Source organism: Enterobacter sp. 168J2 (genome assembly GCF_034107265.1).
Lineage (GTDB): Bacteria > Pseudomonadota > Gammaproteobacteria > Enterobacterales > Enterobacteriaceae > Enterobacter > Enterobacter nematophilus.
The window spans coordinates 1,247,297-1,261,953 of record NZ_JAWNEB010000001.1 but is presented as its reverse complement, the minus strand read 5'-3'; the positions used below and the strand labels follow the sequence as shown (position 1 = coordinate 1,261,953).

Here is a 14,657-nt window from a genome sequence, read left to right as displayed (position 1 = left end):
CTACAGGATTAAAGCCTGCAGTGCCCGACGTGCGTCAGGCTGAACATCATGCGGGTGCTGATAATCAATGTTCTCTATTGCCCGGCTATAGAGGGCAACCAGCCAGTCGTAAACGTACGCGGTGGCCGCATGGACAGGCTGTTCCCCCAGGCGCGTCAGGCGCGGTGCGGCACTGCTGACGACGGGCGTAACAAAAATTGCCTGGCCTTTGCGAATGCGGCTTGCGGGGCGTTCTGCTGACGGCGTCTGGTCGTAACCCAGCCAGCCAACGAAATTGCCCATCACCGCATGCAGCTGCGCCGCGCTGCTTTTATCCGCGTCGACAATTCGCTGAAGCTGTTGCGGCAGATTAAGCCTGTAGCTGGTTACCACCAGCACATCCGCAATTTGCTGCAGCACCGCGGGCTCCAGGCCAAGACGGGCGGCGGTAGCTTCATTGCGGCTCCACTGGCGCAGATGATTTATCCATACTCTGTGCGCCAGGCGCGCTTTGTCTTTTGTCTGGAATTGTCCTGCGCTTTCCTGGGCGTTATCGGCGAACAGATCGATGGTGTCCGTGAATAGCCCGTTCACCTGCTCCTCGCGCGGCTGCTGAACGGCGAGCAGCGTTTCAAAGGCTTTCAGCGGCGGCAGCAGGCCCTCAAGCAGCTCGCCGTGACGGGCGGCGCTGCTTTGCAGCGTGCGCACCATGTTTTCGGCCTGAGCACGTCGTGTACCCGGTTCCTCAACCAGCGGCGCCAGATAGCTTTTCATCAGCGACGCGATCTCCTGCCGCAGCAGGTTTTTCAGCGTGCCGAGACGCTTCTGCCGCTGTGCGGGGAGCGTAGCCTGAGATAACCACTCAATGACGCGCTGCATGCTGTGGCTGTCCAGCGCCTGCAGAGTTCCCCAGCGCAGGCCAGGCTTGCCCAGCAGATGCTGCACGGCTTCATCGAGATTCTGTCGGGTGGTGAAACGAGCGTCATGCGGGGTGATAGCCCACACCAGACCCGGCAGGGCGGACTCCTCGGCAGGCTGGGTCTCTTTTATCCAGTTAATTAACGCTTTTGCTTTTTGGGCCGTCTGCTCGTGCTGCGCCGTCGCATTGCAGATAACCAGCACATCCGGCTGGAGCTGCTGGCGGTAATGTTCAAGCAGCCACTGGCATTTAGCCTGGACTAAAGGATCGGCACTGCCGTCTTCAAAGACCGGAATATCAATGATATCAACGTTATCCAGCGCGCCGTTCTCAACCGGCAAGACCAGCTCGCGGGTAAGGAAGGCAAGCACGTCGACCGGGATGCTGATGGCGTTGAGCATTTCACCGTTGTTCAGCGGATGCAGCAGCGTCTCCTGAGCCTCCTGCTGGGTTAAGGTGCCGTGCGTCAGGAAGCCTTCGCCAGGCAGACCAAAGCTGTCCACCAGCAGGCTCAGCGGCGCAGCCAGCTCGCTCGCATGGCTGGTCTGATGCAGCACGTGGGCAAGCTTCAGCCACTGCTGGGTTAACTCCTGCTGCTCGCCCCACAGCAGCGACCAGACGCTGGCGCGGGTGCTGAGATCGAGCGAGGGCACCAGCTGGGCGAACTCATGCCACAGGGCGTCATCAATTTGCTGTTTCGCGGCGGGTACCGTGCTTTGCCAGAAACGCGAAATCGCACCCACCTCCTGCGCCGTGATGCCGGGCACGCCCTGCGGCTGGCGAAGGCCGCGCCATTTCTCCAGACGCGTCTCAATGACCGCCTTATCCACCGCGCGCATCTGCGGGTGCAGCGTCGTGCGGGCAATAAACAGCTGTACCAGCTCGGCCTCGGTGACCAGGCTCAGGCGTAGCGGAAATGCCTCATCCGCTATTTCCGGGGTGTCTCGGGTGAAGCGCACGGCCATGTTGGTCAGGACATGTCCTGGGTTGATATGCGAAAAATAGTCAAAGGTGCGCTGGCCCGGCGTCACGTTCAGGCGACCGTTACCGCTGCCGCACAGCGACAGCAGCAGGTGCGCTTTGGCGCTCTGAGAATGGCCGTAAAGCCCAATGCTGCTCCGGCGGGTCAGGGCGCGTTCAATGGCCAGCTCCCGCGCCTGCGCCGCGTTGATGCGAGCAAGCAGGGCGTCAGCATCGTTATCCAGCACAGGGGCGTTCAGGCGCGTCTCATTAATCCACCCGATTAAGGCCTGAGTGGTGGTCGTCGTCGCTGTCATTTCAGGTATACGCTCCCGCTGTCGATCCAGTAGTGGCTGCCGCTGTGTCGGCGGTCGGCCAAAGTATTCAGTTTGAAGGTTAACGCGTCAGGCGCAACCGGCGTACCGTCCTGCAGCCAGGCATCGCTCAGCTCGAAGGCCTCTGGGCCCTCTAATTTGCTGCCGCCGCAGAGCTTAAGCCGCACGTTAAGCACGCCGTCGCCGGCAATCGCTTTTGCCAGTTCAGCCGAGTTGATGCTGAGCGTATAAAGCGGCGTAGCGGGCCAGCGCGCGTTCGCCAGCTGGCGGAAGCCGAGGGTGACGTTGCCGCGCAGCGGGAAGTGCAGCCGCGCGTCGAGCCTCGCGCCCGGCTTATCCAGGTCGATATCCTGATACCAGACGTTCTCCTCGCGCAGGGTATTGACGGTGTTATCCAGCACGCCGAGATACCGCACGGTTGAATACGCGCCAATGTCCGCGGCCTTAAAGTTGAAGCGCGGCAGGCGCAGATCGAGCGCCAGGCTGCAGAGCATGGCCCCCACCGCGGCGGTCGATTTCGGGTTGCCTATGCGCCCCTGCTGGCTGAACGGGTACCACTCGTGCACCTGGTATTTGTCCAGCCAGACGATGCGGTTGACCGGCACCGGCTGCAGATGACGAATCAGCGCCTGAACGCCCGGCAGGCAGCCCGGGCGCCCGGTGATCAGCAGAATATCGCAGCCATAATGTGAAATCGCTTCACATACCGCGTGGAGCGGCGAGGTCAGCGTAAACTGACCGGCCAGCATCGCATCCTGCATTTCGCGGAAGTTCACGTGCAGCGGCACGGCGAACAGGTCGAACGCCTCTGAGCCCGCCGGCAGGGCATGATCGACTGCCTGCTGGAGATAGTTCATCACGTTGCGGGTTGGTTTCTGCGGCAGGAGCTCGCCGAAGGTAGCATGCAGGCCCGCCAGCGGATCGTCTATATCGCTGGCTTCCCACGCGGAAAGAATGGCGTGGCCAATTGGCATAAAGAGCTGAAGCGCCGTTTGCTGGCGCAGCACCGCCTGGGTATCAATACGCCCGGAGTCGCCGAACAGCGACGCCATCAGCAGAGAGGCGTCCGCAATGCCGGATTTCTGCAGCTGCGTTTGCAGGGCGGGCAGGACATAGCGCTGAATCACGTCCAGCAGGGTATCGTCACCCGCCACCTTAAACCCTTCGCGGAACAGCAGCTGCGGGGTGATTTTGACGTTATTACCGGAGCCGTCATCAAGCTGGTAGTGGGTTATCGCCATATCCGTGGTGCCGCCGCCGATGTCGATAGACGCGACGCGTAATGCGCGGCCCGGCTGCACGCCCGGCTCGGGTTCACGATCCGTGCGGGCGAGGGAGGCGAAAAAGGCTTCCGTCTGGCCGCCAAAACGGGATATCGCTTCGTTATACAGCCAGACCAGCTGACCGCAGCTGGCTTCATCCCACTCCATCTGGATCTCAGGAACCGGCACCACGCTTTTTTCCTGCTGCTTGCGGGTGGCAAAATCTTCATCCTGCGGGTGCCAGCCCATCGCTTTCCAGACGATGGCAATGGCTTCAAACATGCGGCGACGGAAAATCTCGCGCTCCTGCTTCGGCATGGCCGAGGGCAGGGTCAGGATCAGGGTGCGCAGCTGGCGCGGCGAGGCCGGGAAGCCCAGACGCAGGCGGGTGGCGACGCTGTTGATCTGCCCCAGCGCCTGCGCCAGCAGCTCGCACAGCATGTGTGTCATCAGCGTGCTACGGCTGTACTGCGGCGAGAAGACCGGCAGCCGCTCGTCCTGCGGCAGCGTGAACAGCGGCTCACCGTCATCGTTCATCAGGTTCATCAGGGGAAACGCCGTGGCGAGCGGTTCACGCTGGGTTTTGCCGTTCATCTGGCTAAAGCGCCAGTCCTGCACGACGGGCGTTTCATCCCACAGGTAGCGGCGCGGGCTGGAGATGCCGCTGTTACCTTCGGTTCCTAGCCGCTGCATCGCCAGCTTGCGGGCTTCATCGCCCACGCGAACAATCGACGGCCAGACAAACGCATCTTCGCGACCGCTTTCTACCGAGAAGTGCTGTTTGCCAAAACGCGCTTCGGAGAATTCAAGACGGCTGGTAAACAGCGGCTCGTTGAGGAACTGCGGCTCGCTTAACGAACGAACCTGCAGCTCGGCGGTCTGCCGAAGCCCGTCATTTGCATCACCGTGGTCTTCAATAATGACGCCGCAGGTGTGGGTGTTGCCCACATCGAGGATCAGGTCGACCGGAATGGCAGGCGTGCTGAGCGTATGGGTGACAAATTTCACTTCCGGCACGGTGAGCTGTTCACCGAGCATGGTCAGTACATTGAGCCAGTGGGCCTGATATTCAAAACTGCGCATCGCCTGATGCAGGTCGCGTTCAGAGCGGTTTTCAACGCCGTCGGCATACTGGGTAAACGCCTCGCGCAGCCAGCCGTCAATCCAGGTCTGGTCGAGGAAGCTTTCTACCTCACTATCGCGCCAGGCCAGCGCAAAGCGGGTTCCGTTCAGGATATCGTTTTCAACCGGCGACAGGGCGGAGGTGGCATGCTCCGCGATCTGGCTGTCGAGAGCGAGGGTAACGCGGTGCGTGTTGCCTGCCGTGTCGGGCTTATCGAGCTTGCGCACCTGAACGCGCGCCCAGTTATCCGGTCCTTCCACAAAGGTCCGCGGCGGGTTGAAGCGCAGGAAGGGCAAGGGAAGCCAGACGCCGTCAAGGACGGCAAGGGACTGATGCAGCGGAATGGTGGTTTCCGGTTTAACCACTTCAGGCTGACCGCCGTTTGTCCCCGGCAGGGTATAGCGCCCGTTCACCAGGTCGAAATCGAGACGCAAAAGGGGGCCGTTCGCGGTTTTACGTACGAAGCGCCCGTTGCTGGCGGTGTCCTGCGGCGTCAGGCCGAAATCCAGGAACTGCACGCCGCTGTTGGCAATAAGCGTGACGCTTTGTTTATAGTCGCAAAGATTTACCAGCATAGGATCAGGCACCTGCTTTCTTGAACGTCAGTGGGACGACGGTGTTGGCATCGTAGCGAGCGCGACATTCTGCGATATCGCTGGTCCCGGCTTTACAGGCGACTTCCGGCATCGGGTAGCGGGAACCGTCGGTGCAGCGGGCATTGCCGCGACTCTTAATCATCAGCTCGCCGTTGCTGTGCAGCCCGGAGAAGATCTCCGCGCGGCAGACAATGTTGTCGCCGTGCACAACGCGGGCGAAACCTTTATTGTTCTGGATTTGATAGCGCACTGACGGCGGCTTGCCGGTGACCGGATCTTTCACGTCGAGAACCGCGCGCCAGGTACCGTTCAGGAAGCGCGTCGATCCGGCTTTCACCTGACCGGCTTCCATCACCATGGCATCTTTCGGGATCGGAACAATGACCACCGGTGCGGCTTCAGGCGCAGGCGCGGGTTCTTTTTCTTTACCTGCGACGACCTCAGCCTGATGCAGGGGGAGATTCATAGCCAGCGGCTCCGCCGCTTTAATCGGCTGTGGTGCAATAGCTACGGGCTCAGGAGCCGGTGCCGGAGCGGGCTCTGCCGAAGGGGCCTGTTTTGGCCACATCAGCGGCGCGGCAACGGCGGCCACAATCACGGCGGCAACCGGCAGGGTCCACAGGGGAACGCGACGTTTTTTCGTGACGGCAACAGGCGCAGGTTCCTGAGCGGGTTGCGCAACAACCGGCGCGGGAGCCGGCTCATACAGTTCTTCCGGCGTAATACGCACGGCGGCGACGGGCGCAATCAGCGGCTCGTCTGCTTTTTCAAAGGTGATGGCCGGTTCGGGCGCGGGCTCTGGTTCTGGCTCGGGCTCTTCAATCACAACGGGGGCAGGTTCGGGGATCAGGGCCTCACGCAGGCAGTCGAGGACATCGTCGCGCGCATTTTCGTTCAGGTTTACAAAACCCCAGAAGCAAACGATCGGCTTTCCTTCGACCAGGAAAACAAAATTCTCGCCGGGAAACTGAAACGCTTTCGACAGCAGCGAGCCGAAAAGCTGCTGCGCGGTTTTGGGCGACTGGAGGCACTTCTTGCTTAACGACTCAACGCTGGCTAGCGTGTTTTCCAGATAGCGCAGGGCTCGATAGCGCTCGTCTTCACTGGCTGCCTTCCAGCTGGTGACGCTTCCCTCAACGGGGGAATACCAGTCCACGCGGTCGCCGCTGTCGTTGACCTGAGGAATAGCCAGACAGTCGACAATGGCCTGCTGTTTGCGCAACCGGAGCGCTTCCCGGATTTGTAACGCTGATTCAAAAACGGCCTGTCCGCCGCCGCCAACGGCCTGAAAATCATCCAGATTACCGCTGCGTAAAAGAGTTTTTGCCACGATTTGATCCCATATACTTCTTCACACCGTTACTTTAACGAAACGAGGAAGCAAACAAACGGAAGAAGAGACGCTAAAAGCGCCGATTTCTTGCGGCATAGAAAGTGACGGTTGTGCTTGACGAATAACGTCACTTAAGGCAAATCACCATTTTCTGCACTGGCGGCAAAACCGGCAAAAAACGCGGCTTTAGAATAACCTGATAGTGTTTCGTTATTTGCCAGGTCACAACGGCTGTGCTGTTATTACTGACCTATATAATAAAACTGTCAGGGTTATAACTATGTCTACAGGGAAAACGCTGCTCGCCCTTGCGCTGAGCGCACTTTTACCAGCCGGTGCCGCATGGGCGGCAAACAACGACACTCTTATCTACTGCTCGGAAGCGTCGCCCGAGTCGTTCAACCCGCAAATCGCCAGCTCCGGCCCGTCGTTCGTGGCCAGCTCTCAGGTGCTGTACAACCGCCTGATCAACTTCGACCCGGTAAAAAATACTCCGGTTCCTTCCCTGGCGGAGTCCTGGACGATTTCGCCGGACGGCAAGACCTATACGTTTACCCTGCGTAAAGGGGTGAAGTTCAACAGCAATAAATACTTCAAGCCGACCCGCGACTTTAACGCCGATGACGTTATTTTCTCGGTGATGCGTCAGAAAGACCCTAAGCATCCGTACCACAATGTCTCGCAGGGCAACTACGAATACTTTAACGACGTCGGGCTCGACAAGCTGATTCAGGACGTTAAAAAGGTTGATGATTACCACGTCCAGTTCACCCTGAGTGAACCAAACGCCGCGTTCCTGGCCGACTGGGGAATGGATTTCGCCTCCATTCTCTCCGCTGAGTACGCCGATGCAATGCTGAAAAAAGGCACGCCGGAGAACGTGGACACCTGGCCAATTGGTACCGGGCCCTACGTGCTCCAGCAGTACAAGGTGGATTCGCTGATCCGCTACGTCGCTAATCCGAACTACTGGGATGGCGAGGTGCCGACCAAACATCTTATCTTCTCCATCACGCCAAACGTGGAAACCCGCCTGGCGAAATTGCAGACCAATGAATGCCAGATTATTCCTGCGCCGTCTCCGGTCCAGTTTGACGTGATTAAAAAGAACAAAGACCTGACCCTGCACTCGGTCGATGCGCTGAACGTCGGCTATCTGGCGTTTAACACCGAGAAAAAGCCGTTCGATAACGTGCTGGTGCGTCAGGCGCTGAACTACGCGACCGACAAGAAGGCTATCGTCAATGCGGTCTTTATGGGCTCCGGTACGGTGGCAAAATCGCCGATCCCGCCAAATATGCTGGGCTTTAATAAAGATCTGCAGGACTACAGTTACGATCCTGAAAAAGCGAAAGCGCTGCTGAAGCAGGCCGGACTGGAGAAGGGCGCAGAGGTCACGCTGTGGTCAATGCCGGTTCAGCGTCCGTATAACCCTAACTCGCGTCGTATCGCGGAGATGATCCAGAGCGACTGGGCGAAAGTGGGCGTGAAGGCCAAAATCGTCTCTTACGAGTGGGGCGAATACCTCTCCGGGATGCGCAAAGGCGAGCACGACTCCGCGCTGTTCGGCTGGATGTCCGATAACGGCGACCCGGATAACTTCGCCGATGTGCTGCTGGGCTGCAACAGCATTAAAACCGGGTCAAACGCCGCGCGCTGGTGCGATAAGGGTTATGATGCTCTGGTGCAAAAAGCGAAGCTGACCAGCGATCCGGCCGAGCGTGCGAAACTGTACGGCCAGGCGCAGGAGATTTTCTACCAGCAGGCTCCGTGGATCGCGCTGGCAAACGGCAAAACGTTCTTTGCGACCCGCAGCAACGTGACCGGATACAGCGTGAGCCTGATGGGCAGCGATTTCTCTAAAGCGAAGCTGAACTAAGCATTTATTGCCGGGTAAGGCGTAAGCCGCCACCCGGCAAAAACAAGGAGTGACAATGTCACATTTAAACGAAGTTACCGCCCGCGTCGATGCCGCCATCGAAGAGAGCGTCATCGCCCACATGAACGAACTGCTGATTGAACTGAGCGATGATGCCGATCTCAGCCGTGAAGACCGTTACGCCCAGCAGCAGCGTCTGCGTACCGCGATTTCGCACCACGGCAAGCAGCATAAAGAGGAGATGGACGCGCGGCAGGAACAGCTGACCAAAGGCGGCACCATACTGTAGTCAAAACTGGCGTCGCGCCACCAGCCAGGCTCCCACGACCAGCATCACCGCGCCGCACACCGGGCCGATCAGGGCGCGCAGGGGAATGCCGTGGCTTCTCAGCACGTCAAGGACCAGCCCGCCAATCAGCTGGCTTGCGACCAGCACGGCGATGGTCGTTGCCGCGCCAACGTTCTGATACCCGCTGATGCTGGCAAACACAAAAAAAGACCCCAGCAGCCCCGGGATCAGCGTCCACCAGCGCACCGTTGATGCCAGCTCGCTGAACCCGGCGAAGCCCTGCTTCAGCAGCAGAATGCTGACAAACAGCACAATGCCAACCAGGGAGTTCAGCAGCATTGCGATAAGAATGGTGGAGGAGGACTGGGTGATTCGCACCATTAAGGTGTTTTGCACCACCAGACCGATCCCCGCCGCCACCAGGAACGTCAGCGTCAGCGACTGATTCATGGGATCGCGTCCGGGTCGCTGCGCTCGTCCAGCTGCAGCTGCATAAAGGTTAAGTCCAGCCAGCGGCCAAACTTGGTTCCCACCTGCGGCATCTGCCCCGTTGTCACAAAACCGAGCGTTTCGTGGAGGTGAATCGAGGCCTTATTTTGCGCTTCAATGCCGGCCACCATCACGTGCTTGCCGATGGCGCGGGCCTCGTTGATCAGCGCTTTCATTAACGTACGGCCAATGCCTTTACCCTGATGCTCCGGATGAACGTACACCGAATGCTCGACCGTGTGACGAAAGCCGTCGAAGGCGCGCCAGTCGCCGAAAGAGGCGTACCCGGTGATAGCACCGTTTTCCTCGCTCACCAGAACCGGGTAACCCGCGAGCGTGCGGGCCTCGAACCAGGCGATTCGGTTATCGGTATCGACGGTTTTATCGTTCCAGATCGCGGCAGTATGCAGCACCGCATGGTTATAGATCTCTCCTATCGCAGCGCAGTCTTCTTTACAGGCGTGACGAACGATCATGATTTAACCTCTGTGTGTTGTTTACTATAGTATTACGCTATAGATATGATATTACACAACTGTATCGTCAGAACGCTACGTGAGAATTATTATGAGACACATTGAAACGGCCTTTATACGCTTTAGTATGACGTTATGAACACACTGTCAGACACAATGAATCAGCGTATTAGCGCCAGAATTCGCCTCGAACGTGAATCACGCGGCTGGTCTCTGAGCGAGCTGGCCGAGCGGGCAGGCGTATCTCGCGCCATGATCCATAAAATAGAACGCGGTGACAGCAGCCCGACGGCAACCCTGCTTGCCCGCCTGTCAGGCGCGTTTGGGATCAGCATGTCGACCCTGATTGCCAGAGCCGAGATGCAGGAGGGAAAACTCCTGCGCCTGGCGAACCAGCCCGTCTGGCGCGATCCGCAAACGCACTACCTTCGTCGCCACGTTTCCCCGCGTACCGATCTGCCTATCGACCTCGTTCAGATTGAGCTGCCCGCGGGGAGCGACGTCCCGATGCCGGCATCGTCCTACGCGCTGGCGCGTCAGCTGATCTGGCTGCAGTCCGGCGAGCTGGTATTTCAGGAGGGCGATACCCGCCACGAGATGAAGGCCGGAGACTGTCTGGAGCTGGGGCCGCCAAACGACTGCCGTTTCATCAACGAAACGAACGAAACCTGTATCTATCTTGTGGTCCGGCTTAACCAGTCTGCCTCGTAATGTTAAGGCGATAATGCCGATCGTGAGCCAGGCTGTAATGACATTTGTACCAGAAGGAGAACCCGATGAATCAATCTGTTTCGCAAAATCGCCGCTGGGTGCTGGCCTCGCGTCCACAGGGCGCGCCGGTTGCGGAGAATTTTCGTCTGGAAGAGCAGCCTGTTCCTGCACCTCAGGCGGGGCAGCTGTTGCTTCGCACCGTGTGGCTGTCGCTGGACCCTTACATGCGGGGCCGCATGAGCGATGCGCCATCCTATTCTCCGCCGGTTGAAATTGGTGCGGTGATGGTAGGGGGAACGGTGAGCCGCGTTGAGCAGTCAAACCACCCCGACTTTAAAGCGGGTGAATGGGTGCTGAGCTACAGCGGCTGGCAGGAGTACGCGCTTTCGGACGGCAGCGGCCTGGTCAAGCTGGGCGATAATCCCTCCCATCCTTCCTGGACGCTGGGCATTCTTGGGATGCCGGGCTTTACCGCCTATATGGGATTACTGGATATCGGACAACCTAAAGCGGGCGAAACGCTGGTGGTGGCCGCGGCGACGGGCCCGGTTGGCGCAACCGTTGGGCAGATCGGCAAAATTAAAGGCTGCCGGGTGGTTGGCGTCGCCGGTGGCGCAGAAAAGTGCCGCCACGCCGTAGAGGTGCTCGGGTTTGACGCGTGTCTGGATCACCACGCGGCGGATTTCGCTGAGCAGCTGAAACGCGCCTGCCCGAAAGGCATTGATGTCTATTTTGAAAACGTCGGCGGGAAAGTATTTGACGCCGTGCTGCCGCTGCTGAATACCTCCGCGCGCGTGCCGGTGTGTGGCCTGGTGAGCGGCTACAATGCAACGGGCCTGCCTGAGGGGCCGGACCGTTTGCCGCTTTTGATGGGCACCATTCTGAAGAAACGCATTCGGATGCAGGGCTTTATCATCGCCCAGGACTACGGTCACCGCATTCACGAGTTTCAGGAAGAGATGGGGCGCTGGGTGCAGGAGGGCAAAATTCACTATCGTGAACAGGTGACGGACGGGCTGGAGAACGCGCCTGAAGCGCTGATTGGCCTGCTGGAAGGAAAAAACTTCGGTAAAGTCGTGATTCGCGTCGCGGGGGACAATAAATAAAAGGCACTATGGCGGGGTTTCCCGCCATATTTATTTGTGAAGATACGATATATTGTCTTTAATTAACGGACATGGCTTTTCGCGCCATCATCCCGGATGAGCCCGAAACCGATAAAAAAAACACATTTTGCATTTTTTGCTGTTTTATGTACTTCCCACCACCAGGCATGACGATACAGGATATATCGGACCAGCGTCGTTTTATTAAAACTGGCGTTTAAAATAGCATTAAGTTTTAGCTACAGGAATTGAACATGCTTGATTTGGATCACTTAGAAAAAGCCCAAAGGATCAGTCTTACCATGCAAGTTGAACTCAGTTTAAAAGGAGCGTTAATTACAGGCTCCCTTAAACCTGGTGCACGACTGATTACGAAAGAGATCGCCGATAAATTAGGAACCAGCATTACCCCAGTACGCGAGGCGCTGCTGCGTCTGGTATCAGCAGGGGCATTGCATGCCACGCCAGCACAGGCATTTCTGGTGCCGGAAGTGACGCTGGACCGTTACAACGAAATCAACGCTATTCGCAAGCAGCTTGAGCCCATGGCGGTTGCCGCAGCCTGTCAGAATATGTCTGACCAAAAGATGGAGACGTTGCGCAAATTGTCGGAAGCGTTTCATGAGGCTATGCGCAACGGGAACGTTCAGCAGGCATTGCAGGCGAATCGCATCTTCCGCTTTACGCTTTATCAGTACGCGGAAATGCCCACGCTGAATGCGTTAATTGAACAGCTTTGGGTGCGCATCGGACCGTGCATTAACTACCTGCACCAGGAGCTTAATGACATTAAAGAAGCGACGTATCACTATGACGAACTGCTTTCAGCCCTGGAACGCCGGGATGTTGACGCCAGCCAGAAGGCGATAGAAAAGTTGATTGATGAAGCGAATACGCTTTTACAGCGACAATATTTTAACTGAGAGATTATTTAACAGAGCGACTATATACCGCATTTAATTATTTATCTGGTGAATAACTCCTGATGGCATTTTGCCATCAGGAGCGTTATTTTCTTTATAAAATAAACTTTACTTTTTTCTTACTCGAATCGATAAGAAACCGACAGACCCACACCGTAGTTACGGCCAGGCGCTGGCTCGTAATAACGCCCGTTGGATTCGTTGACAATAACCGAGCCAGCGTACTCTTTGTCGAACAGGTTATCTACGCGGCCAAAGACGTCCATCCCCCAGCTGCCGTAGTTGAATTTATACCCGGTATTCAGCCCGACCACCGTGTACGACGGCGCTTTCGCCGTGTTCTCGTCGTCGGCCATGATATCGCTCATATAGCGCACGTCCGAGCCCGCGTACCAGCCTTCTTCAGGCTGCCAGCCAAACGACGCATAGCCCATATTGCGGGCAATGCCCGGCATACGGTTGCCGTTACAGTCCGCGTCGCCGCAGACGTTGGTCCGGTAGGTGGCATCAAGATAGGTCCACGCCAGTTTCAGCTTCCAGCTCTCAGCGAACTGCTGATCGAGAGACACTTCGACTCCCTGACGGCGGGTCTTGCCGGCATTTTTATAGCTGGTGCGGCCGCCAGAGCTGGCATCCACCACGATCTCGTCATCCGTATCGGTGCGGAACAGCGCTGCCGTCAGCAGGCCATTGCCAATGCGGGTTTTACTGCCCACCTCATACGTGTTGTTCGTGGAGGGCTGCAGGCCAATGTTCAGGCCGCCCTGGTTATCGGCGCGATACGAGAGCTCGTTGATGGTTGGCGTTTCGAAGCCACGTCCTGCGGCAGCGTAGAGGTTCCACGCGTCCGTCACCGCATACTTCACGGAGCCCGCCGGGAGCCACTTGTGATAGCTCGCGTCACCGCTGTCGTCGCCGTTGCCCGGCGTAACGTAATGGTCGTTGGAATCAAACCAGACCGAGCTGTAACGCACGCCCGCATCGACGGACAGTTTCTGCGTCAGCTGCCAGCTGGTCTGCAGGTAAGGGTCAACGTTCCACATCAGGTTACGTTCGTTCCGGCGTTTATCACCCTTCACGCCGTAGTCCGGCACGCCGTTGTTCATCACGAAGTTCTCGTACCCGCGGCGGTCTTCACTCATGTTTTCATAGTTCAGACCGGTGGTGAAGGTGACCGGCACCAGCAGCTCGCCGCGGTGCGTCCAGCGGGTATCAACCCCCTGATAATGACGCTGCATATCGATCACGCCGCCGGAGTGAGAAGGCCTCAGCTGCGGCTGATAGGGGATCGACTGGTACTGAGTCATTTCACGCTCGCCGGCGTACATCATCACGCTGAGATCGTCCTGAGCGCTAAGCTGGCGGTCGTAACGCAGCCCCGCCTGAGTCTGCTTGATGGTCTTGCGCGTGTTGTACTGATCGCCACGCGGGGACTGGCGCGGGTTGTCCTGCCACTCCTGATAGCTCAGCCCGCCAGGATCGTTGGCCTTCATGTCCACGCTGTTAAAAATCAGCGTCAGCTTGCTGGCGTCGTCAATGCGTACGCCCAGTTTGGCGTTCGCGAGATTCTTCCGCGCGCCGCTGTGGTCGCGGTAGCCTTTAGTGGTGAAGCGGGTGGTGGATACGGTGTAATCCACGTCCCCCGCGTGCGTCCCGTCACCCATTGCGCCGGTGGCTTTCATGCCGTAGCGCCATGTTCCGTAACTGCCGTAATAGCTGCTCGCCTCGATGGTCGGCGGCTGCTGCCCGGTTTGCGTATTGATGTTAATCACGCCGCCGGAGGCGTTGCCGTACAGGGCGGAGAAGGGACCGCGCAGCACCTCAACGCTGTCAATGCTGGAGAGATCGATGTTGGAGGTCTGGCCCTGTCCGTCCGGCATGGTGGCTGGAATACCGTCGACATACATGCGAATGCCGCGCACGCCAAACGTTGACCGGGCACCAAATCCGCGCATCGAAAGCTGGAGATCCTGAGCATAGTTCTGACGGTTCTGAATCTGTAGTCCCGGAACGCTGCCAAGCGATTCGGAGAGATTAATGCGCGGCGCGGCGTGGCGCATATCGTCGCCATTCACGACGCTGACCGCCGCCGGAGTATCAAGCTCTGATACGGTTTGCGGCGTGGCGCTGACGATCATGGTCTGTTCCTCTGCGCTTATCGCGCTTAGAGGCGCAAAAACAACGGGAACCAGCAGCAGCGGGAGAGATGCCTTACGGGCAGATATGATTTTCATGAGTAAAACCGGTTGTGATGTATAAACGAACCAAATGGAACAT

At 58.1% G+C, this 14,657-nt stretch carries 11 protein-coding genes; 5 read left to right on the top strand and 6 right to left on the bottom strand.

Translation table 11 applies throughout. The features are described from left to right. Genes USG84_RS06085 through USG84_RS06075 form a run of 3 tightly spaced genes read right to left on the bottom strand, consistent with a single transcriptional unit; the run spans window position 1 to window position 6,504 of the window. Window positions 1-2,175 (bottom strand): virulence factor SrfC family protein, encoded by a 2,175-nt coding sequence (locus USG84_RS06085; protein WP_151413680.1) that lies wholly within the window; start codon window positions 2,173-2,175, stop codon window positions 1-3. After that, window positions 2,172-5,153 (bottom strand): virulence factor SrfB, encoded by a 2,982-nt coding sequence (locus tag USG84_RS06080; protein WP_253542144.1) that lies wholly within the window; start codon window positions 5,151-5,153, stop codon window positions 2,172-2,174. The genes USG84_RS06085 and USG84_RS06080 overlap by 4 nt, the downstream gene beginning before the upstream one ends. Before the next feature lie 4 nt (window positions 5,154-5,157). After that, window positions 5,158-6,504, bottom strand: a complete 1,347-nt coding sequence (locus USG84_RS06075; protein ID WP_151413681.1) for an SrfA family protein — start codon at window positions 6,502-6,504, stop codon at window positions 5,158-5,160. A gap of 283 nt (window positions 6,505-6,787) precedes the next feature. Here USG84_RS06075 and USG84_RS06070 point away from each other — a divergent pair, with 283 nt between their 5' ends. Continuing rightward, on the top strand, window positions 6,788-8,386 hold the full coding sequence (locus USG84_RS06070; RefSeq protein WP_253542143.1) for an ABC transporter substrate-binding protein: 1,599 nt from the start codon (window positions 6,788-6,790) through the stop codon (window positions 8,384-8,386). Between the two features lie 55 nt (window positions 8,387-8,441). After that, window positions 8,442-8,675 (top strand): YdcY family protein, encoded by a 234-nt coding sequence (locus USG84_RS06065; protein ID WP_061098098.1) that lies wholly within the window; start codon window positions 8,442-8,444, stop codon window positions 8,673-8,675. On the opposite strand, the gene USG84_RS06060 is transcribed toward USG84_RS06065, so the two are convergent. Both USG84_RS06060 and USG84_RS06055 read right to left on the bottom strand, forming a co-directional pair. Beyond that, window positions 8,676-9,125, bottom strand: a complete 450-nt coding sequence (locus tag USG84_RS06060; protein WP_151413682.1) for a DMT family transporter — start codon at window positions 9,123-9,125, stop codon at window positions 8,676-8,678. Next, complete coding sequence (locus USG84_RS06055; RefSeq protein WP_061098100.1) at window positions 9,122-9,640, bottom strand: GNAT family N-acetyltransferase; 519 nt, start codon at window positions 9,638-9,640, stop codon at window positions 9,122-9,124. The genes USG84_RS06060 and USG84_RS06055 overlap by 4 nt, the downstream gene beginning before the upstream one ends. 135 nt (window positions 9,641-9,775) lie before the next feature. Here USG84_RS06055 and USG84_RS06050 point away from each other — a divergent pair, with 135 nt between their 5' ends. The 3 genes from USG84_RS06050 to USG84_RS06040 all read left to right on the top strand — a co-directional run bounded on the left by USG84_RS06050 (window position 9,776) and on the right by USG84_RS06040 (window position 12,380). Further along, window positions 9,776-10,351: a helix-turn-helix domain-containing protein gene (locus tag USG84_RS06050; RefSeq protein ID WP_061098101.1), complete on the top strand. Its 576-nt coding sequence runs from the start codon at window positions 9,776-9,778 to the stop codon at window positions 10,349-10,351. A 65-nt stretch (window positions 10,352-10,416) separates the two neighbouring features. Continuing rightward, complete coding sequence (locus tag USG84_RS06045; protein WP_253542141.1) at window positions 10,417-11,457, top strand: NADP-dependent oxidoreductase; 1,041 nt, start codon at window positions 10,417-10,419, stop codon at window positions 11,455-11,457. Window positions 11,458-11,711: 254 nt separating this feature from the next. After that, entirely contained in the window at window positions 11,712-12,380 is a 669-nt protein-coding gene (locus USG84_RS06040; protein ID WP_061098103.1) for a GntR family transcriptional regulator, read from the top strand. 119 nt (window positions 12,381-12,499) lie between these two features. Here USG84_RS06040 and pqqU read toward each other — a convergent pair whose 3' ends face one another. After that, window positions 12,500-14,614 (bottom strand): TonB-dependent receptor PqqU, encoded by a 2,115-nt coding sequence (gene pqqU / locus USG84_RS06035; protein ID WP_320738209.1) that lies wholly within the window; start codon window positions 14,612-14,614, stop codon window positions 12,500-12,502. Window positions 14,615-14,657 lie beyond the last annotated feature (43 nt).

What these genes read in the sequence shown, in the direction of transcription:
- USG84_RS06045 (WP_253542141.1), top strand. Translation starts at nt 10,417, where the DNA reads ATGAATCAATCTGTTTCGCAAAATCGCCGCTGGGTGCTGGCCTCGCGT.
- USG84_RS06085 (WP_151413680.1), bottom strand. Translation starts at nt 2,175, where the DNA reads ATGACAGCGACGACGACCACCACTCAGGCCTTAATCGGGTGGATTAAT.
- USG84_RS06065 (WP_061098098.1), top strand. Translation starts at nt 8,442, where the DNA reads ATGTCACATTTAAACGAAGTTACCGCCCGCGTCGATGCCGCCATCGAA.
- USG84_RS06040 (WP_061098103.1), top strand. Translation starts at nt 11,712, where the DNA reads ATGCTTGATTTGGATCACTTAGAAAAAGCCCAAAGGATCAGTCTTACC.
- USG84_RS06050 (WP_061098101.1), top strand. Translation starts at nt 9,776, where the DNA reads ATGAACACACTGTCAGACACAATGAATCAGCGTATTAGCGCCAGAATT.
- USG84_RS06080 (WP_253542144.1), bottom strand. Translation starts at nt 5,153, where the DNA reads ATGCTGGTAAATCTTTGCGACTATAAACAAAGCGTCACGCTTATTGCC.
- USG84_RS06055 (WP_061098100.1), bottom strand. Translation starts at nt 9,640, where the DNA reads ATGATCGTTCGTCACGCCTGTAAAGAAGACTGCGCTGCGATAGGAGAG.
- USG84_RS06070 (WP_253542143.1), top strand. Translation starts at nt 6,788, where the DNA reads ATGTCTACAGGGAAAACGCTGCTCGCCCTTGCGCTGAGCGCACTTTTA.
- pqqU (WP_320738209.1), bottom strand. Translation starts at nt 14,614, where the DNA reads ATGAAAATCATATCTGCCCGTAAGGCATCTCTCCCGCTGCTGCTGGTT.
- USG84_RS06060 (WP_151413682.1), bottom strand. Translation starts at nt 9,125, where the DNA reads ATGAATCAGTCGCTGACGCTGACGTTCCTGGTGGCGGCGGGGATCGGT.